Origin of the sequence: Pseudofrankia saprophytica, assembly GCF_000235425.2 — a bacterium.
GTDB lineage: Bacteria > Actinomycetota > Actinomycetes > Frankiales > Frankiaceae > Pseudofrankia > Pseudofrankia saprophytica.
On record NZ_KI912266.1, the window covers coordinates 6,993,176 to 7,012,045 of the forward strand.

General features: G+C 73.2%; 14 protein-coding genes. 2 read left to right on the forward strand and 12 right to left on the reverse strand.

Annotated elements, in window-relative coordinates; all coding sequences use genetic code 11:
• From FRCN3DRAFT_RS46925 to FRCN3DRAFT_RS46930, 4 genes are all read right to left on the reverse strand, one after another.
• On the reverse strand, nt 1–741 hold a 741-nt coding region (locus FRCN3DRAFT_RS46925; RefSeq protein WP_232794191.1), incomplete at its 3' end, for a glycosyltransferase.
• 918 nt (nt 742–1,659) lie between these two features.
• Nucleotides 1,660–2,154 (reverse strand): ribose-5-phosphate isomerase, encoded by a 495-nt coding sequence (locus tag FRCN3DRAFT_RS0229460; RefSeq protein ID WP_007520577.1) that lies wholly within the window; start codon nt 2,152–2,154, stop codon nt 1,660–1,662.
• A 149-nt stretch (nt 2,155–2,303) separates the two neighbouring features.
• On the reverse strand, nt 2,304–3,083 hold the full coding sequence (locus tag FRCN3DRAFT_RS0229465) for a mycothiol-dependent nitroreductase Rv2466c family protein (RefSeq protein WP_007520575.1): 780 nt from the start codon (nt 3,081–3,083) through the stop codon (nt 2,304–2,306).
• A gap of 64 nt (nt 3,084–3,147) precedes the next feature.
• Nucleotides 3,148–4,701 (reverse strand): AI-2E family transporter, encoded by a 1,554-nt coding sequence (locus tag FRCN3DRAFT_RS46930; RefSeq protein ID WP_084174287.1) that lies wholly within the window; start codon nt 4,699–4,701, stop codon nt 3,148–3,150.
• A 422-nt stretch (nt 4,702–5,123) separates the two neighbouring features.
• Here FRCN3DRAFT_RS46930 and pepN point away from each other — a divergent pair, with 422 nt between their 5' ends.
• A complete protein-coding gene (pepN, locus tag FRCN3DRAFT_RS0229475; RefSeq protein ID WP_007519612.1) occupies nt 5,124–7,676 on the forward strand; it encodes an aminopeptidase N in 2,553 nt (850 codons plus the stop codon).
• On the opposite strand, the gene FRCN3DRAFT_RS0229480 is transcribed toward pepN, so the two are convergent.
• The 7 genes from FRCN3DRAFT_RS0229480 to FRCN3DRAFT_RS0229510 form a co-directional block, all read right to left on the reverse strand.
• Complete coding sequence (locus FRCN3DRAFT_RS0229480; RefSeq protein ID WP_007519611.1) at nt 7,673–9,184, reverse strand: MFS transporter; 1,512 nt, start codon at nt 9,182–9,184, stop codon at nt 7,673–7,675. The genes pepN and FRCN3DRAFT_RS0229480 overlap by 4 nt on opposite strands.
• A gap of 186 nt (nt 9,185–9,370) precedes the next feature.
• Nucleotides 9,371–9,796, reverse strand: a complete 426-nt coding sequence (locus tag FRCN3DRAFT_RS0229485; RefSeq protein WP_007519609.1) for a DUF5130 family protein — start codon at nt 9,794–9,796, stop codon at nt 9,371–9,373.
• A complete protein-coding gene (locus FRCN3DRAFT_RS0229490) occupies nt 9,783–10,109 on the reverse strand; it encodes a hypothetical protein (protein WP_232794192.1) in 327 nt (108 codons plus the stop codon). The genes FRCN3DRAFT_RS0229485 and FRCN3DRAFT_RS0229490 overlap by 14 nt, the downstream gene beginning before the upstream one ends.
• A 225-nt stretch (nt 10,110–10,334) precedes the next feature.
• Nucleotides 10,335–12,737, reverse strand: a complete 2,403-nt coding sequence (locus FRCN3DRAFT_RS46935; RefSeq protein ID WP_007519605.1) for a 4-alpha-glucanotransferase — start codon at nt 12,735–12,737, stop codon at nt 10,335–10,337.
• Between the two features lie 10 nt (nt 12,738–12,747).
• Nucleotides 12,748–14,646, reverse strand: a complete 1,899-nt coding sequence (locus FRCN3DRAFT_RS0229500; RefSeq protein ID WP_007519603.1) for a sensor histidine kinase — start codon at nt 14,644–14,646, stop codon at nt 12,748–12,750.
• A complete protein-coding gene (locus FRCN3DRAFT_RS0229505) occupies nt 14,643–15,374 on the reverse strand; it encodes a response regulator transcription factor (protein WP_007519601.1) in 732 nt (243 codons plus the stop codon). Before FRCN3DRAFT_RS0229505 ends, FRCN3DRAFT_RS0229500 begins: the two co-directional genes overlap by 4 nt.
• 263 nt (nt 15,375–15,637) lie before the next feature.
• Nucleotides 15,638–16,858, reverse strand: a complete 1,221-nt coding sequence (locus FRCN3DRAFT_RS0229510; RefSeq protein ID WP_007519599.1) for a mechanosensitive ion channel family protein — start codon at nt 16,856–16,858, stop codon at nt 15,638–15,640.
• A 557-nt stretch (nt 16,859–17,415) separates the two neighbouring features.
• Between FRCN3DRAFT_RS0229510 and FRCN3DRAFT_RS0229515 the strand changes: the two genes are divergently transcribed.
• Nucleotides 17,416–17,931 (forward strand): HNH endonuclease, encoded by a 516-nt coding sequence (locus FRCN3DRAFT_RS0229515; protein ID WP_007519597.1) that lies wholly within the window; start codon nt 17,416–17,418, stop codon nt 17,929–17,931.
• Nucleotides 17,932–18,175: 244 nt separating this feature from the next.
• Here the strand turns inward: FRCN3DRAFT_RS0229515 and FRCN3DRAFT_RS46940 are convergent.
• Nucleotides 18,176–18,870: ATP-binding protein (locus FRCN3DRAFT_RS46940; RefSeq protein ID WP_035925369.1), on the reverse strand; the 695-nt coding region annotated here is incomplete at its 5' end.

An 18,870-nucleotide genomic window follows, 5' to 3' on the forward strand; every position in this document is an offset into this window, starting at 1 on the left:
GTCGCGACCTCGGCTCGGCGGCCACGCGGTGGGCTTCGCCGGCCCGGCTGGCACGGCTCGCTGGGCATGACGGCGTGCCCGCGCGAGCTCGGCCAGCATCGCCGGGGTGTGCCGCACGACCCGGAAGGTCCCGCCCGGCTCCTCCGACCAGCGGACCGGGATCTCGGCGATCCGGTAGCCGAGCGACCGGGCGAGGCTGAGCACCTCGACGTCGAAGCCGAAACCGTTCGCCCGCGACAGGCCGAAGAGAACCTTCGCCTCGGCGTGCCGGAACGCCTTGAAGCCGCACTGGGTGTCGGCGAGGTCGAGGGAGACCAGCGAGCGGGTGAGCTGGTTGAACGCCCAGCTGCCCAGGCGGCGGGTGGCGACGCGGTCGGCGCTTCGGCCGAGCCGGCGCGAGCCGAGCGCCACCTCGGCGTGCTCCAGCGCCGCCAGCAGCAGCGGCAGGTCGGCGACGTCGGAGGCCAGGTCGGCGTCCATGAACACGATGGCCTCGCCGACGGCGGCGGCCACCCCGATCCGGACCGCGGCGCCCTTCCCGTTGTTCCACGGGAGTCGGATCACCCGGCTGTCCGGCACGTCACGCAACAGCTCGGCGGCTACTCGGGCGGTGTCGTCGGTGCTGCCGTCGTCGACGACGATCAGCTCGGCACCAGGAAGGCGACGCAGGACGTCCGAGAGGACAGGGAGCGACCATGGAAGCCGGCGGGCCTCGTTGAATGCCGGAACCACGACGCTCACGGGCACCCGGTCCAAGTCCCACCCCACGCTGCGCCGACCCCGTGCGACTGGCGTTTGCCGGCCGTCGCGCGAATAGTACCTTCGTGCTATTTGCCGAGAAACATCGTCCAGGGACGAGTCCGACGTTCCGGAACTTTACTCACCTGTCCGACACCAACTCGTTGGACAAGTTGACCGATGGCGCGTCGTTGCCCGTCCGTTGACGTCTACATTGACGTGACAGTGCGGTACGACCGACACGAACCGTCCCTGACCGGAATGCCACAGAACGTGCACATACCGAGGGCACAGCGGCGGATCTCGCCGCTCGCGTCCACCGCCCCGGGGTCACGGTCGCGCATGGTCGACCGCCTCCACTCACCCCCAGCCGCCCCCCGTTGCTTCTGCCGTGGGCGACCAGTGGGCAGTGAATGATCATTCAGTGAACCGGCTGCGGACGGACACCCCCCACGTCGCCGACGGTCACGACGGAGAATGGTCTCCCTGCCGTCCACCGCCCGTCTCCAGCCGCGCGGCCGGCGACGGCGCGAACGGAGGAGACATGGCCGATCCGGGGCAGGACCGAAGGCGGGACGGCTGGCGCGACGGTGACGGCGCGCTGCGCGGGCTCGTCGGCGCGGGGCGCAGCAAACTCAGCCCGAGCGCGGCGATGCGGGCCCGTGACGTCGCCCACCCGGACGCGGAGGATCTGGCCCAGGCCGAAAGGCTGATCGCCGAGCGGCTCCGGGGACGCGCCGGCGCCGACCGGCCCGGTCTCGACCGGGCGGCGAGCGACGGGGCGCGGACCGCCCGGCCCGGCGGGCGGCCGTCGCCTGGCTGGCTCATCCGGCGCGGCCAGCCCGCGCCACGGGACCGACCCACGTCACGGGACCGACCCGCGCCACGGGACCAGCCCATGCCGCCAGGCCCCGCCTCCGGTCAGACCGCGGGGGGAGCGGGAGCGCCTGAGGGGACGGGGGGAAGCTCGCCGGTGCGCTCGTAGGCGGTCAGCATCCGCAGGCGGCGGGTATGGCGGGCCTCGTCGGAGAACGAGGTCGACAGGAACACCTCGGCGAAGGCGAGCGCCTCGGTGACCTCGTGCATCCGGGCACCCAGGCTGAGCACATTGGCGTCGTTGTGCAGCCGGCCCAGGCGCGCGGTCTCCTCGGACCAGGCGAGGGCGGCGCGCACCCCCGCCACCTTGTTGGCGGCGATGGCCTCGCCGTTGCCGGAGCCGCCGATGACGATCCCCAGGCTGCCCGGCTCGGCCGCGACGGCCGCGGCAGCGGCCATGACGAACGGGGGGTAGTCGTCGTCGGGGTCATAGTCGGTCGGCCCGTGGTCTATCGGGGTGTGGCCGAGCTCTGCCAGCCACTCGCCGAGGGCGGCCTTCAGGTGGTAGCCGGCATGGTCAGAACCGAGATGGACACGCACGATGAGCCATCATGCCCCCTCCGGCGGGGCCACGAGCACCCAGAGCCCAATAACGCTACCGAGTGCCGAGATCCTGCCGGGCCGGCGATGGCGCGACGATCACTGCCACGCCACCGTCGGCCGCGGCCGCGCGCGTCAGGACTCGCGGGTCAGGACTCGCGGGAGACGAGGCCCGCCGGCCGTTCGATCGGCTCCGGCGTGGCGGCCGGGTTCTGCCGGACCAACCCGCCGAAGGTCGCGTCCACGCTCACCGCCGGCGCGTCGAAGGTCAGGTTGTCGAACGTTGGCCCGACGTCGCGGGTCCGCTTGAGCTCGTAGAAGCCCGGCGTCTGCGCGACGAGCAGGAAGCCGTCCCACAGCCGGCCGGCCGCCTCGCCGGTCGGCGCCGGCGTCATCACCGGGCCGAACAGCGCCACGTCGCCGACGGCGACCACCGGCGTGCCGACATCCATGCCGACCCGGCCGATGCCCTCGGCGTGGCTCTCGCGAACCCGGTCGTCGTACTCGGTCGACTCGGCCGCGTCGGCGAGCGACTCCGGTAGGCCGACCTCGGCCAACGCAGCCTCGAAGACGCTCCGGCTCCATTCGGCCTTGTCGATGTGCCGGCGCCGGGCCAGCGCCGTGTAGAGCGGCCCGAGCACCTCGTCGCCGTGCGCGGCGGCCGCGGCCACGGCGATCCTGACCGGGCCCCACATCAGCGGGATCATCGACTTGTAGGGCTCGGGAATGTCGTCACGCCCGCCGTTGAGCACCGCCAGGCTCATGACGTGCCAGCGGACCTCGACGGAGCGGACCTTCTGGACCTCGAGCATCCACCGGGACGTCAGGAACGCCCATGGACAGCTCGGGTCGAACCAGAAGTCGGCCACTACCGCCGGCCCGCTCTCGGCCACCGATGACACAGTTTCGACGCCTGTACCTGCGGTCATGTGCTGTCTCCTGTCCGGACGGCGCACCCGACGGGCCATCGCCCGCCGCGTTCCCCCTCCGGCGTCAACCATCCGCCGCGGGCGGTGCCTTCCCACTTGTGGCGAGATATCTCGCCACCCGGTTGATCACAGCCACGGTCGGCACGGCGACGACCGCTCCGGGGATCCCGGCGAGCACGCCTCCGGCCGACAGCGCGATCACGATCGCGAGCGGGTGCAGCCGCACCGCGCGGCGCATCACCAGTGGCTGCAACAGGTGGCCCTCGACCTGTTGGACGAACAGCACCACGCCGAGCACGATGATCGCCGGCACCACTCCCTTGGCCACCAGCGTGACCAGGATGGCCGCGACGCCAGCCGCCGTCGCGCCGATGATCGGGATGAACCCGCCGAAGAACGTCAGGAGTGCCAGCGGAGCGACCAGAGGCGTGCCCACCGCGACCAAGCCGATCGAGATGCCGATGGAGTCGACGACCGCGACGAACACGGTGCCGCGGATGTAGCCGGTGAGGGTGTTCCACGCCTCCACCCCCGCGCCGCGGACCCGCTCCTCGGCGGTCGCCGGGAACCGGGACACGATCCAGTCCCAGATCCCGGCGCCGTCATAGACGAAGAAGAAGGTGGCGAACAGCGTGACCAGGATGGTGGTGAGCACCTCGAACAGCACCGAGGCTGTTGTGATCACACCGGACAGCACCTTGCCCCGGTTCTCGCTGAGCGAATGCTGGATGCTGTTGACCAGGTCGTCGATCTGCTTCTGCGACAGGTTCAGCGGACCGTTGATCAGGTAGTCGCGGACCTGGTCGATACCCGCGCTGACCTGGTCGATGACCTTCGGCAGTTCGTTGGCCGCGTTGAAGCCGACGGCGACCGCCGCGCCGCCGATCAGGATGAAGAAGGTCAGCAGCGCGATGAACGCCGAGGCGAGCCGCGGCACGCCGATCCGCTGCAGCCGGTGCGCGATCGGGACGATCAGCGCGCTGATCAGCAGGCCGGCGACGACCGGGATGACGACGGTGCGGACCCGCCCGATCGCGACCACCACGACGTAGACCGCGGCGCCGACGACGAGCAACCGCCACGACCACCCGGCGCTGACTCGTAACGCCAGCGGCACCGCCCGCTCGGCCCGCTCCCGCGTCGAGAGCCGGGCGGCCTCCTCGGCCGCCGCGGCCCGCCGCGCGGCGGCCTCGGCCCGGCGCGCCGCCGCCTCGGCCTCGGCCACCTCGGCGGCCCGGCGGACGGCGGCGGCTCTGGCCTCCCGGCGCGCCAGGACCCGCCCCTGCAGGTTCGCTCGAAGGCGCCCGCCCCGAGGGGGCGCTCCGGCGCCCGGTCCGTCGTCACCCGGTCCGTCGTCACCCGGCCCGTCGTCCGGATCAGCGCGGTCGGCGCCAGCATCGGCGTCGACGTCGCCCGCGTCGCCCGCGTCGCCGACCTCGTCGGTGCTCCCAGTACTGTCGCCGTCCGCGGCGCCGCTCCCGGCGCCGCCGCTGTTGGCGGGGTCCGCGACCTCGGCGGTGTCGTCGACCTCGTCCGTGCCGTGGGCGTCCGCGTCCGGCGTGTCGTCGCCGCCAGGCGGCGACGGGTCGGACTGCTCTCCGCGCGCGGCCCGTTCCACCTGGGGCTCTCCTCCGGTCGTCCGGTCGTCCGGTCGAGCGTCGTGCCGGATAGCCGGCGCTCAGGGTCGGCGACCAGCGCGTAGCGCACCGCTGAACCGGCCGGCCGGACACGCGGCCCCGAGACTACGCCGGAATCGTCCCACATCGTTGACAGGCCGCCGGCAGCTCGACCCAGCACGCCCAGCGGCGGGCAACGCCGTGAGCGCGGGCACGGCCCGGTCGCCCACGCAGCGTGGAAGACTGGCGGGAATGGTTCTTCCGCCGCGCCTCCGGAGGCCAACCGGAGCCACCTGGCCAAAGGAGGCGCGAAAATGTCCTTCTTCGCGCCTCCGGAGGCCAACCGGAGTCATCTGGCCAAAGGAGGCGCGAAAATGTTCTTCTTCGCGCCTCCGGAGGCGACCGGAGCCAAGAGAGGATCCGAGTGCCGAACAACCTCACCCGTGACGAAGCAAGCAAACGCGCCGGGCTGCTGAACGTCTCCTCCTACGACGTCGAGCTCGACCTGACAACCGGTCACGAGACCTTCGCGTCGACGACCGTCGTCACGTTCACCGCGACCGAGCCCGGAGCGACGACCTTCATCGAGCTGGCGGCGCCGGCGGTCCGCGAGATCGCGCTCAACGGCGTCGCGCTGGACCCCGCCGAGGTGTTCGACGGCGAGCGGATCACGCTGGCGAACCTCGCCGAGTCGAACAGGCTCGCCGTCGTCGCCGACTGCGCCTACTCGCGCACGGGTGAGGGCCTGCACCGGTTCGTCGACCCGGTCGACGAGGCGGTGTACCTCTACACCCAGTTCGAGACGTATGACGCCCACCGGATGTACGCCTGCTTCGACCAGCCCGACCTGAAGGCGGCCTTCACGCTGAGCGTCACCGCCCCGGCCGACTGGAAGATCATCTCGAACAGCCCGGTCGCGGCGGTCGCCGAGGCCGCGATCGGCGTGCGCGTGACCCGGTTCCTGCCGACCGTGGTGATGTCGACCTACATCACCGCGCTGGTCGCCGGCCCGTATCACGAGGTCCGCGACCACCACGACGGCATCGACCTCGGGCTGTACTGCCGGCGCTCGCTGGCCGAGTTCCTCGACCCGGCGGAGCTGTTCGAGATCACCCGGCAGGGCTTCGACTTCTACCACCGGGTGTTCGACTACCGGTACCCGTTCGGTAAGTACGACCAGCTGTTCGTGCCGGAGTTCAACGCCGGCGCGATGGAGAACGCCGGCTGCGTGACGTTCCTGGAGGACTACGTCTTCCGCGCCAAGGTGACCGAGGCGCGCCGGGAGCGGCGCGCCGAGACGATCCTGCACGAGATGGCGCACATGTGGTTCGGCGACCTGGTGACCATGCGCTGGTGGGACGACCTGTGGCTGAACGAGTCGTTCGCGACCTACATGTCGGTGCTCGCGCAGGTCGACTCCACCCGGTTCACCAACGGCTGGACGACCTTCGCGAACGCCGAGAAGGCCTGGGCGTACCGGCAGGACCAGCTGTCGTCCACGCACCCGATCGTCGCGGACGCCGTCGACATGGACGCGGTGCGCACGAACTTCGACGGCATCACCTACGCCAAGGGCGCCTCGGTGCTCAAGCAGCTGGTCGCCTGGGTCGGCCAGGAGGAGTTCCTCGCCGGCCTGCGCAGCTACTTCCGCGCCTACGAGTACAGCAACACGGAGCTGCGCGACCTGCTCGACGAGCTGGAGAAGTCCAGCGGGCGCAAGCTCACCGCCTGGTCGCGCGACTGGCTCGAGACCACCGGCGTCAACACGCTGCGGCCGCGGTTCGAGACCGACTCGTCGGGGCTGTTCACCGCGTTCGACGTCGTCCAGGAGCCGGCGTCCTCGCCGCCGACCGCGTCCCAGACGCTGCGGCCGCACCGCGTCGCGATCGGCCTCTACGACCGGGACGAGCAGGGTGACCTGGTCCGCCGCGAGCGGGTCGAGCTCGACGTCGTCGGCGAGCTCACCGAGGTGACGAAGCTGGTCGGAGCCCGCCGCCCCGAGCTGCTGCTGCTCAACGACGACGACCTGACGTTCGCCAAGATCCGTCTCGACGACCACTCGTTGCGGACGCTGGTCAGCGACATCGGGAAGGTGCGGGCGTCACTGCCACGCACGCTGTGCTGGGCGGCGGCATGGGACATGACCCGCGACGCGGAGCTCGCCGCCCGCGACTACGTCCAGCTGGTGCTGTCCGGCGTCGATGCCGAGGACGACATCGGCGTGGTGCAGACGCTGCTCGCGCGGGCCGCGCTCACGCTCGACAGCTACGGCGACCCGGCGAACCGGTCGGCGGCGCTGCGGGCGCTGTGCGCGCGGGCCGAGGAGCTGATGCGGGCGGCGGGCCCCGGCAGCGACCTGCAGCTGGTGTTCACGACGACGTTCGCCCAGGCCGAGGACCCCGACCAGGTCGAGAAGATCCGGGCGATCTTCGAGGGCCGCGACACGATCGAGGGCCTCGCGCTGGACACCGAGCTGCGCTGGACGCTGCTGACCCAGCTGGTCGCCCGCGGCGTCTACGGCGACGCCGAGATCGACGCCGAGCTGGCCCGCGACGCCACGGCGGCGGGTGAGAAGCGCGCGGCCACGGCACGCAGCGCCCGACCGACCGCGGAAGCGAAGGCCGCGGCGTGGGCGGCGGTCATGGAGTCCGACACGCTGTCCAACCATCTCCTGGTGGCGACGCTGGGCGGCTTCTGGATCTCCAGCCAGCGGGAGCTGACGAAGCCCTACGTGGACCGCTACTTCGCCGAGATCGCCGAGATCTGGAAGACGCGCAGCTTCGACACCGCGCAGACGATCACCCAGGTACTCTTCCCCGACGGGGTCATCGAGCAGGCAACGGTCGACAGGGTGGACGCCTACCTGGCGAGCGAGGACCCGGCGCCCCCGCTGCGCCGTGCCCTGGCCGAGGGCCGAGACGGCCTGGTCCGGGCCCTGACCGCCCGCGCCAAGGACACCGCGGCGTCGTCGGCTTAGGCCCCGCCGCCGCCCGGCTCCGGCCTCAGGGACGGAGCCGGGCGGCGGGGTCGCAGGCCGGCGAAGGCGATCACCGAGGCCGCCAGGCTGCTGGCGGCGACGAACCACCAGCCCTCGTGGAAGGCACTCACCAGGTGCTGACGCGCCGGAGCGCCGACGACGGCGATGAGGACGGCCACGCCGAGGACGCTCGCGACCTGGCGGGACATGTTCATCACCGCGCTGCCGGTGGCGAACCGGTCGGCTGGCAGGACCGTGGTCGCGCCGGCGGTCAGCGTCGGCAGCACCAGCCCCACGCCGACCCCGGTCAGCAGCATGCCGGGCAGGATTCCCGCCGCGTAGTGCGTGTGCAGTCCTACCCGCAAGGCCCACCAGGCCGCTCCTACGGCGTAGATCAGGGCGCCGGTGCCCGCGACCCGCCCGAGGCCGAACCGGGCGACCAGCCGGCCCGCCAGCAGCAGCGCCACCGGCGGCACCATCGCCGGCCCGGGGGTGACCGCGAGGCCGATCTTCAGCGCCGACCAGCCCCAGGCACTGTCCATGTAGGTCACCAGCGACAGCAGCATCGCCGCGAACGCGACGCTGAACAGGAACAGCGCGCCGATCGCCGGCGAGAACCCCGGCGAGCGCAGCACGGAGAGCTCCACCACCGGCGCCGGGTGGCGGGCGGACCGCGCCACGAACCCGGCCAGCAGCAGGGCGGCGCCCGCGAGGCTGCCGATGACCGCCGCCGACCCCCAGCCCCAGTCGGACGACTCCACCAGGCCGAGAGCGAGCAGGCCGATGCCGGCGGTCAGCGCGAGCACGCCGACGAGATCCGGCAGCGGCCCGGGGTTGTCCTCCCTCCGCCGCGGCAGCACCCGCGCGCCGAGCACGAGGGTCGCGATGCCGACCGGCAGGTTCACCAGGAACACCCACCGCCAGTCGGCCTCGACGAGCAGGCCGCCGGCGACCGGGCCGAGCGCGGCGGCGAGCCCGCCGACCGCCGCCCAGCCACGCACCGCGGCGGCCCGCCGCGCGGGCGGGGTGGCCGCGAGCAGCAGAGCCAGGCTCGTCGGCAGCAGCAGCGCCGCGCCCGCCGCCTGCGCGACCCGGCCGACGACCAGCGTCACGATTCCCGGGCTCGCCGCGCACAGCGCGCTCGCCGCGGTGAACAGCGCCGTCCCCAGCAGGAAGCCGCCCCGGTGCCCATACCGGTCGGCCAGCCGCCCGGCGGGCACCAGCAGCGCCGCGAAGGCGATCGCGTAGCCGTTGAGCACCCAGGACAGCGTCGACAGCCCGCCACCGAGGTCCCGGTGAATGTCCGGGAAGGCGATGTTGACGATGAACAGGTCCAGATTGGACATGAACACCGCCGCGGACACCACGCCCAGCACCACCCGTGCCCGCCGTCTCACCCCGGGCTCGGCGGCCGCGGGAGGCGCGGCACCGGTCGCCGTCCGCGCCGCGGGGACCGACACCGGCCCCCGCTCGGCCGCCGGGGGCGCCGTCCGCAACGCGTCGTCCACCGTCAGAAACCTCCTCGCCGCCGTCCGAGCCTCGGACGACCATCTGAGTTCATATATCGAACTCAGATGGGCCGCAAGGGTCCAGGGCGCATCGGTGGACGCCGTGGTGCGACGTCACATCCGAAGATCAGGTAAGCGCGAGGCCCGGGCCCTGCTCGACGGGTGCCGCCCGGGCCGTCCGCCTCGCTATGCCAGGCCGGGCTGAACCGCGCCTGGCCGAGACACGCCGGGCCGAGGGGATTCGGACGGCGGTCCGGCCGCGTCCGCGAGCTGACGGAGCCCCGAGACCAGGCCGCCGACCAGGTCGCCGACGGCGAAGCTGGACGTCATCGCCAGCGTGGCGAGCGAGGCGGCCACGTCGGGGATCCGGCGGCGGGCGGCCGGGGTGGTGGCGATCCGGACGAACCGCTGCCCCGGCGAGACGAGAATGAGCACGGCGGCGGGCTGGCCGTCCGCGATCTCGCCGAGGATCCGGTCAGCGGCGGCCTTCGGATCACCGGAGACCGCGCCGACGCGGACATGAAAACCGATACCGGTCTGCCGCTCGGCTAGAAGCCGCGCGTGGTTCAGCCGGTCAAGCTGGTCCTGGCGGAACGCCTCACCAGCTGCCACTGGCTCCGCCGGAGCCCGGCGCCGCCGTGTCCGCGGACTTCTGCGCCGTGGGCTCGGCGTCCGGGGCCGCTCCCTCGCCGCCGAGCCAGACCTCGCGGTGGTCCCAGGGCTGCCCGGGCCGGTAGCGGTCCGAACTCTTGCCGCCGGACAGCGCGGTGATGATCAGGGCGACCAGGAAGCCGCCGACGATCGTGCCGCCGTAGATCAGCCAGGACGACAGTGGGGAGAGCGGATCCGGGCTGTAGTGCGTGCCGATTCTCCCCCCGTCCGCGAAGGCGGCCGTGGAGAGGAGCGGAACGGTCAGAGCGGTCAACGCGGCGAGCGTCAGCGCACGACGCGCCCCGCGGCGCACAGGACGGCGAGTCACGGTTCCGAAGACTACCGGCATCGGTTCTCTTGCGAGAGCCGCATGGTCCCCCCGTGTTCTACCGGACGTAGACCGTTGAGCATCCGCCCCGTCAGCCCAAAACCAGAGCTCCATCGGCGCCCCGGACCGGGGCCTTCCGCCGGCGGGCCCGACGGCCCACCGGCGCGGGGTTCAGGTGGCGGCCGGCGGATCGGCGGTGGACACCTCGGACAGGATCTCGACGAGGCGGGCGACCCTGGGGTCGACCATCAGGTCCTCGAGGGTGATGGCGACGCCGCGGCCGTCACGAAGCGGTAGGCGCCAGTTCGGGTAGCTGTCGACCGTGCCGGGCAGGTTGGGCTGGTGGCGGTCGCCGACGGCGTCGCCGGGGGCGGCGAGGATGATCCGCGCCGGCGTGGCGACCAGCAGCCGGTGCATCCCGAGCACGGCGGCCCGGACGAGGGCCGGGTCCAGCTCGTCGCCGCCCGTGGCCGACTTCTCGGCGGCGGCCGGGTCCTCGGTGTCAGCCCGCTCCTCGGCGGCGGCCTGGGCCGCGGCCGGGTCCTCGGTGAGCAGGCCGTGGGCGCGCAGGTGGGTCAGCAGGCCGTCGCGGGCGGCGCGCCAGTCGGCCGTCTCGTCCGCCAGCGGCCGGGCGAGCAGGCCCCGGTCGGCGCGGGCCCTGACGTGCTCGCCCAGCAGGAAGCCGGCGGCGGTCGGCAGGTCGTGGGTGGTGACGCTGGCCATCGTGTGCTCCCGCCAGGCGCTCGGCGGGAGCGGGACGCCGTCGGCGTCGTTCTCGAACCACAGCACCGACGACCCGAGCACGCCGGCGTCGGCCAACCGGCTGACGACCGTCGGCTCGACGGTGCCCAGGTCCTCGCCGACGATCACCGCGCCGGCCCGCGCCGCCTCCAGCGCGATCACGCCGAGCATGGCCTCGGCGTCGTAGCGGACGAACGTGCCGTTCGCGGCGCCCGCACCGGCCGGGATCCACCACAGCCGGAACAGTCCCAGGATGTGGTCGACGCGCAGCCCGCCGCCGCGGGCGAGGACCGCGGCGACCATCTGGCGCAACGGCGCGTAGCCGGACGCGGCGAGCCGGTCCGGTCGCCATGGCGGCAGGCCCCAGTCCTGGCCCTGCTGGTTGAACGTGTCCGGCGGGGCGCCGATGCTCGCGCCCGCCGCGTAGGCGTCCCGGCCGGCCCAGGTGTCGGCGCCGGCGCGGTCCACGCCGACGGCCAGGTCGTGGACGACGCCGACCCGCATCCCGGCGTCCCGGGCGGCGGCCTGCGCCGCCGCCACCTGCCGCTCGCAGCGGTCCTGCAGCCAGCGGTGGAACGCGACCCGGTCGGCGAGATCGCGCTGGGCCGCGGCGACGGCGGCGGGGTCATGGTCGCGCAGCCCGGCGGGCCAGGCCCGCCAGTCGGGGCCGTACCGCTCGGCGAGCGCGCACCAGGTCGCGAACTGGGACAGCTCGTCATCCGCGGCCTCGCCCCCGCCACTGGTGGCGGTGGCGGTGGCGGACGGCGAGGCGGGGACGGGGCCGGGGACGGCGAACAGCAGCTCGAGCGCTGCCCGCTTGGCCTCCCAGACGGCGTCCCGGTCGATCAGGGGGCCGAACTCGTCGTCGCCGTCCGCCGCCAGCGCTGGAGTGGCCGCGTTGCTCCCGCGCGCCCGCGCGGGCGGTACGGCGCCGTCGCCGGCCTGCGCCTTGCGCGCCGCGGCGGCGTAGCCGTCGACGGCGGCCCGGGTCGCCTCGCTGGCGGCGGCGTACTCGGGGGTGTGCTCCGGGCGCAGGTAGAGCGGGGACAGGAAGCGCCGGCTCGTCGGGTAGTAGGGCGACGACTGGACGGGCATGGTGGGCGCGGCCGCGTGCAGCGGGTTGACGAGCAGGACGTCCGCCCGCCCGCCGGCTGGCGAGCCCGACCAGGCGGCGAGCTCGGCGAGATCGGCGTAGTCACCGATCCCCCACGAGCCGGCCGAGCGCAGCGCGTAGAGCTGCGCCATCCAGCCCCACATCCGCCCCGATCCCGAACCCGTGGGCCCGTCATCCCTGGGCTCGGGCACCCGGTCGGGCACGGCGACGACCTGGGTGCGGCTCTCCCGCCCGCCCGCGCGCACCCGCAGGACATGGTCGCCCAGCGGCAGCCCGGCGGGCAGTAGCGCCGGCACCGCGGCGAGCTCCTCGCCGTCGACCTCCCGCCGCTCCCCCACCGGGCCGAGCGGTACCGCCACCCGCCCGCCGCCGTCACCCAGCTCGAGCTCGCAGCCGACGGCGCCGTCGGTGGCCGCGGCGGCGGCCACCGACGACGGGCCCGTCGCGGTCGCCGCGAGTCGCGCGGGCAGGCGCAGGATGACGGGCCGCGGCGCCGAGGCCTTCACGACCACGCTCGCTGGCGAGAGCAGCCGCCACGGGGCGGCCTGAACGTCGGCGAGCGCCGCCGCCGGGTCGGCGGTGTCGACGCCCATCAGCTCCAGCACGCGGCGCACCGCCGTGGCCGAGACGGCGACCGGCTGGTCGTGGGCGTCCAGGTAGCCGGTCGCGACACCGTAGGCCCCGGCGAGCGCGGCGAGCGCGGGGTCGACAAGATCCATGACGAGCAGCCTAAGGCTCGGCGTCGGCGCCCCCGCCGGGGCTGTGCGGGTCGGGGCGACCGGCGGCGGTGAAACCGAGATAGGCGCGGCGGACGGCCTCGTCGTCAGGGTCGCGAGGATCCGGCCGGCCCGGCGTGTCGCGCGCCCGCGGGCTCGCCGGGCTCGGCGACACGGGATTGGGCGCCCCAGGGCTCGGCGCCACGGGGCTCGGCGCCACGGGGCTCGGCGTCTCCGGTGGTCGCTCGGGCAGGAGATCGGGCTCCGGTGCCGCCCAGGGCTCCCCCGGCTGAGCCCGCGGCCCGTCCCAGAGTGGTCCCGGCTGCGTCTCCGGCGGCGCGGCGAGGGGCAGCCACATCCGCATGCGGGCGCCGCCGCCCGGGGCCTCGCCCGCTGTGACCGTGCCGCCGTGGGTGTGCACCGCGTCGGCGACGATCGCCAGGCCCAGCCCGGACCCGGGCAGGCTGCGGGCGTCGGTCGACCGGTAGAAGCGCTCGAAGACGTGCGGGCGGTCCTCCGAGGAGATGCCGGGCCCCTCGTCGCTGACGATCACCTCGCCGGCGGCGGTCTCGACGCGCACGGTCGAGTCCGCCGGGGAGAACTTCACCGCGTTGTCGAGCAGGTTCGTGACCGCCCGCTCCAGCATGTTCGGCCGCCCGTCCACCCAGGACGCAGCCGACGCCACCTCGATCACGATGCCCTTCGGGGCCGCGCGCCGCCGTGCCCGCGCGACGGCCGCGGCCACCACCTCGGCCAGGTCGAGCCGCTCGACCTCCTCCACCGGCGCCTCGTCGCGCGCGAGCTCGACGAGCTCGCTCACCAGGCCGGTCAGCTCGCGCGTCTGGCCGTCGACGTCGCGCAGCAGGTCCGCCCGGTCGGCCGCGGGCAGCGCGCGGTGCGGGTTCGCCTCGGAGCGGATGAGCAGCTCGATGTTGGTACGCAGGCTGGTCAGCGGGGTGCGCAGCTCGTGACTGGCGTCGTCGACCAGCTGGCGCTGCCGTGCCTTGGAGGCCGCGAGGGCGCGCAGCATGCTGTTCAGGCTTCCGGCGAGCCGGGCGATCTCGTCGGTGCCGGTCACCGGGATGAGCGCGGACAGGTCCTGGGTGCGGGCCACATGCTCGGCCGCGGCGGCCGTGGCGTCGACCGGCCGCAGGGCCGCGCGTGCCACGAGCAGACCGGCGACCGTCGAACCGCCCACGCCGACGATGCCCACGACCAGCATCACCAGACCGAGCTCGCCCAGTGTGCTGGTCACATCCGACATCGGGCGGGCTAGCTGAAGGCCGAGCCTGTTCGGCGTCATCTGGTAGTCGGAAGGGAAGGGGCTGTTGGCGAAGTTCTTCGACGTTATCCGCAGGGCGACGGTGGCGACGCGGTACTCGTTGCCGTCGACCTTCACCGTCCGCAGCCGGAGCTGGTCGTCCTGCGCCTGCGAGACAGCGATGTCGGCGCCGTCCACCGGCAGCTGGACGTAGTCGGTGGGGTTGGACGGCCCGAGGATGGTGCCGTTCGGCCAGAACACCTGCATGCGCAGGCCGAGCGGGTTCGCGTAGATCTGGATGCGGTCGTCCTCGAGGCTGTTGGGATCGGGCCCCTCGACGTACCAGAGCTTGATGTTGTCGCCCGCGACGTTGACCTGCTGGCGTAGCTGATCGTCGATCGAGTTGCGCAGGACGACGTTGGTCGCGCCGAGCGCGACGCCAGCGACCACCGCGATCCCGGCCAGCACGGCGGCGCCGACGAGCATCGCCATCCGGTTGCGCAACGCGAGCCGGGAGAACCACCTCCGGCGCCGCTGGCGCGGCGCGATGACGGTGGACCCGACCCGGGCTCCCGCGTGGCCACCGCCGGTGGAGGCATCGGCCGGGCGGATGGTGTGCCTGTCGGCGAGGAGATCGAACGGGTCGGTCATGAGGGTGCCGGGGTCGGCGACTGCTCACGCAGCACATAGCCGACGCCGCGGACGGTGTGCAGCAGCCGGGGCTCGCCGGCCGCCTCCAGCTTGCGCCGCAGGTAGCTCACGAACACCTCCAGCGAGTTCGACGACGGGCCGAAGTCGTACCCCCAGACCCGTTCCATGATCATGGAACGGGACAGCACCTGGCGCGGGTGGGTGAGGAAGAGCTCCAGCAGCTCGAACTCGGTCTTGGTGAGCGTCAGCTCCCGGCCGGCCCGGACGACCTGCCTGCTGCTCGGGTCGAGCGCCACGCCGCCGTAGCTGAGCACGCCCGTGCCGGCCGCCGCGGCGGAGCCTGCCCTGGCGCCGGTGCGGGCCGTGAGCGCCGAGCGGCGAGCGAGCGCCCGCAGCCGGGCGAACAGCTCCTCCAGCGCGAACGGCTTGACGAGGTAGTCATCCGCCCCGACGTCCAGGCCGCTGACCCGGTCGGCGAGCCCGTCACGGGCCGTGAGCATGAGCACGGGTAGGTCATCCCCGCGGGCGCGCAGCTGCCGGCAGGACTCCAGCCCGTCCATCCGCGGCATCATCACGTCCAGGATGGCGATGTCCGGCCGTTCCCTGGCGATCAGCTCCAGCGCCGCGACGCCGTCGGCCGCCGTGGCGACCTCGTACCCCTCGAACCGGAGCGACCGTTCCAGGGACTGCCGAACCGCCGCGTCATCATCCACAACCAGTACCCGCACGTGCCCAGTCTGCTCCGGCCGACGCCTCTCGGGGCTGTCCCGACAAAGGGCTCAGGGATATCTCGCTCCCCGTTCAGCATCCCTTCAGGCGGCGCCGGCCGGCCGCGCCATCCGCCGGGACGTCACCGGATGCCGGGCGAGGCAGGGGATCCCGGGCAGGCGCCAGGAGGCGAAGGGCGCCTCCGTCGGCCCGCGCCGCTGTGGGGACGCCAGTCCCCGTACCACCGTGGAGACGCCAGTCCGGCGCGGGCCAGGCGGACGGCTCAGGTCGCGGAGCCGCCGCGCCCGGCGCCCGGGCCCTGGGACGGCACCGGGCCGGGCTGGGCCGGTGGGTCGATGCGGGGGATCTCGTCCTCACCGAACTGCGGCGGCGCGCCGGGTTCCTCCTCGTCGTCGCCCTCCTCGGGCGACGGCTCGTCGTCGTCGTCATCGACCATGACGAGGCTGCGCTGTACGGCGCCCAGGTTGATGCCGGCTCCGACAAGGGCGAGGCGCAGGCGCTCGCGCAGCTCGCGGGCGACGTCCCACTGCTTGAGCGGCAGGGTCTTGACGGCGACGCGCAGCGTGTAGCCGTCCGCCGTCATCGACTCCATGCCCCAGACCTCGGGCTCCTCGATGATGAGCGCGGCCCACTGGTCGTCACGCCACATCGTGTGGGTGGTCTCCAGCAGGACGTCCTTGGCGCGGGCGACGTCGGTGTCGTAATCCAGCGGCACGTCGAGCACGGTGCGCGCCCATTGCTGGCTCTTGTTACCGATTCTGGTGATCTCGCCGTTGCGGACGTACCAGACGGTTCCCTCGACGTCGCGCAGCCGCGTCATCCGGAAGGTGACCGCCTCGACGGTGCCGGAGATGGTGCCGCCGACGTCGACGACATCGCCGACCCCGTACTGGTCCTCCAGCAACATGAAAATTCCGGAAAGGAAGTCTTTGACCAGGTTCTGTGCGCCGAAACCGACAGCGATTCCGAGTACGCCCGCGCTGGCGACGATCGGCGCGAGGTTGATGCCGAGCTCGCCCAGAACCAGGATGAACGCGATCCCGTAGATCACGATCGACACGACGCTGCGTAGCAGCGAACCGACCGTCTCCGCGCGCTGACGGCGCCGTTCCAGCAGGATCGCGCTGTCGCCGAACAGGCTGCCGCGCAGCAGCCCGCCGTTCCCGGTCACCGACGCCATATGCCGCGTGGTCCGTTTGATCAGCCGGTGCAGCAGCGATCGAATGATGGTCGCGACCAGCAGGATCAGGATGATCGTCACCGGTGTGCCGAGGAAGACCTGGGCGCCGGAGGCGAGATAGTCGCTGTGCGTCGAGTCGTAGACGGTCCGGCACAGGAAGCCGGGCGGATTGCCACAGGCGTCCATGAGCGCGGCCTTGACCCCGTCCAGGCTGACGTCAGGCAGGCCGGGGCTTGGCGTGGGGGACGTCGACAGCGACGGTGTCGGCGTCGCGCCGGCGGCAAGTGTCAGGGGCAGGGGCACGGCCTGGTCCTCCTCCTCGGATGGTCAGATCCTCGGTCGGTCGACTCCTCGGGCGGGGCGCACGCCGGCTGGCGGCGGCGAGCCGCTCACCGCGTCGCCGGACCACCGGGTCGCCGGTATCGCCGGGCGCGCGCCGAGGCACGCCTGGGCTGCCTGCGCGCGGCGGCGCCGCCGGGTTCGGACGGGCCCAGCCGGGACGGCACGTCCGTGCCCGTCACAGGCCCACGGCCAGCACCTTACGGGGTGCCGCACACACCCGACTGATCGGTACCCGTCACCCGGCCCGGGTCGCGGCATGCCCACGACGCGCCCACGGAGGGGGAGCGCGCGGGGCCAACGGGGCGGCACGCAGCGCGACAGCGCGGTCATCTCACCGATACCGTGGCGTGACAAAGACGACCAGATATGCCCATCGCCACTTTCACCGACCAGATGACCATGCAAACACGCTCGCGTTCCGCGCCGGAACACGGTTGACTATCCATTGTCACCGGAGACGCTGGTTAGAACGGGCTCCCGGGTGGGCGCCCGCCTCGACTTCGGCAGGAGGTCCGCGCGTGGCAGAGGCGCTGGTTCTCAATGCCACGTACGAGCCCCTGTGCGTGGTGTCCCAACGTAGGGCACTCATCCTCGTCCTGACGGACAAGGCGGTGGTGGTCGAGTCCGGTGGGCTGGTGCTGCACTCCGCATCAGCGTCCGTCGAGGTTCCCGCCGTCGTCCGGTTAGCGCGGTTCGTGCGGGTTCCCTATCGCTCGCAGGTCCCGCTGACTCGCAAGGGCGTGCTCGCTCGCGACCATCACCGGTGCGTGTACTGCGGCGCGCCGGCGACGTCGCTCGACCATGTCATCCCTCGGTCCCGTGGGGGCCCGCATGTCTGGGAGAACGTGGTGGCGGCCTGCGGCCGCTGCAATCATGTTAAAGCGGACCGCGCCGTCGCTGATCTCGGCTGGCGGCTCCGCACGGCGCCGCGCGCGCCGAGCGGAGCCGCCTGGCGCATTCTGGGCAGTCGTCGCATGGATCCCCGCTGGTCCCAGTACCTCAGCACCGAACTCGGCGAGGCGGCGACCGCTTAGTCTCCGGTTCGCTCCGTGCGGGCACGGCGCTACGGCCCCTTCCCTTGCTTCGCTGCAGGAAGGGACCTCCGCGCCGTGTCCTCCTCCGCTCACGGGCGCTCCGGCGACCTCGCTGCGGCCCAGCCCCGTTCGCTTCGCTCCGGGGCTGAGCCTCCGCGAGGCACGCCTCCGCGCCGGACAGTCACGTCTGGCTTGAACGTTACCAATTCAAGATCATCACAGTCTCGGGGGCACGCCGCCGACCCTAGGCCGGCGGACGGCCGAAGGTTGGCGCGTCGTCGGGAGGGGCCTGGCGGAGCAGGTCGAGGTCGAACCAGACCCGTTTGCCGCCGGGGGTCGTCTGGACGCCCCAGGCGTCGGCGAGGGCCTCGACGAGCAGCAGGCCCCACCCGGACTCTGCCTCCGGGTCGCCGCGGGCCGCCCGGCCAGGCTTTGGCAGTGTCGCGCCCTCCCGGTCCTCGACGCTGATCCGTAGCCGAGCCGGCTCCGCCCACACCCGAAGCGTCAGCTCGCTGCGCGCGTGCTTGATCGCGTTGGTGCAGATCTCGCTGACCAGCAGGGCGGCGTCGTCCGCCCGGCCCAGGGCGCGTGCCCCCACCACCGCGCGCACCGCCGTCCTCGCCTGCGCGGCGGACGCGGCCACCGGCGGCAGCGCCAGCTCCAGCAGCGGCGGGCCTGCGGCCTGCGTGGTCAGTACCAACAGCGCCGTGTCGTCGTCGGTGTCGGAGGGCAGGTCGGCGGCGAGCAGGCTGAGCTCCAGCAGGGCGCGAGCGGCGTTCTGCGGCCACTGGCTGTCGTCGAGGTCGACGGTGTCCGGCCCCGACCAGCTGCGGACGGAGAACCCGCCCCGGGTGCGGCGACGACGGTCGCCGCCGCGGCGCCGCTCGATCCCGCCGGGCGGGCGGCCGGGGCCCGGCGCGCGCCGGTCCCGGGTACGCC

Excerpts from the sequence above, each read along its gene's own strand:
- FRCN3DRAFT_RS0229465 (WP_007520575.1), bottom strand. The coding sequence starts at position 3,083 with ATGACCGCAGGTACAGGCGTCGAAACTGTGTCATCGGTGGCCGAGAGC.
- FRCN3DRAFT_RS46935 (WP_007519605.1), bottom strand. The coding sequence starts at position 12,737 with ATGGATCTTGTCGACCCCGCGCTCGCCGCGCTCGCCGGGGCCTACGGT.
- FRCN3DRAFT_RS0229500 (WP_007519603.1), bottom strand. The coding sequence starts at position 14,646 with ATGACCGACCCGTTCGATCTCCTCGCCGACAGGCACACCATCCGCCCG.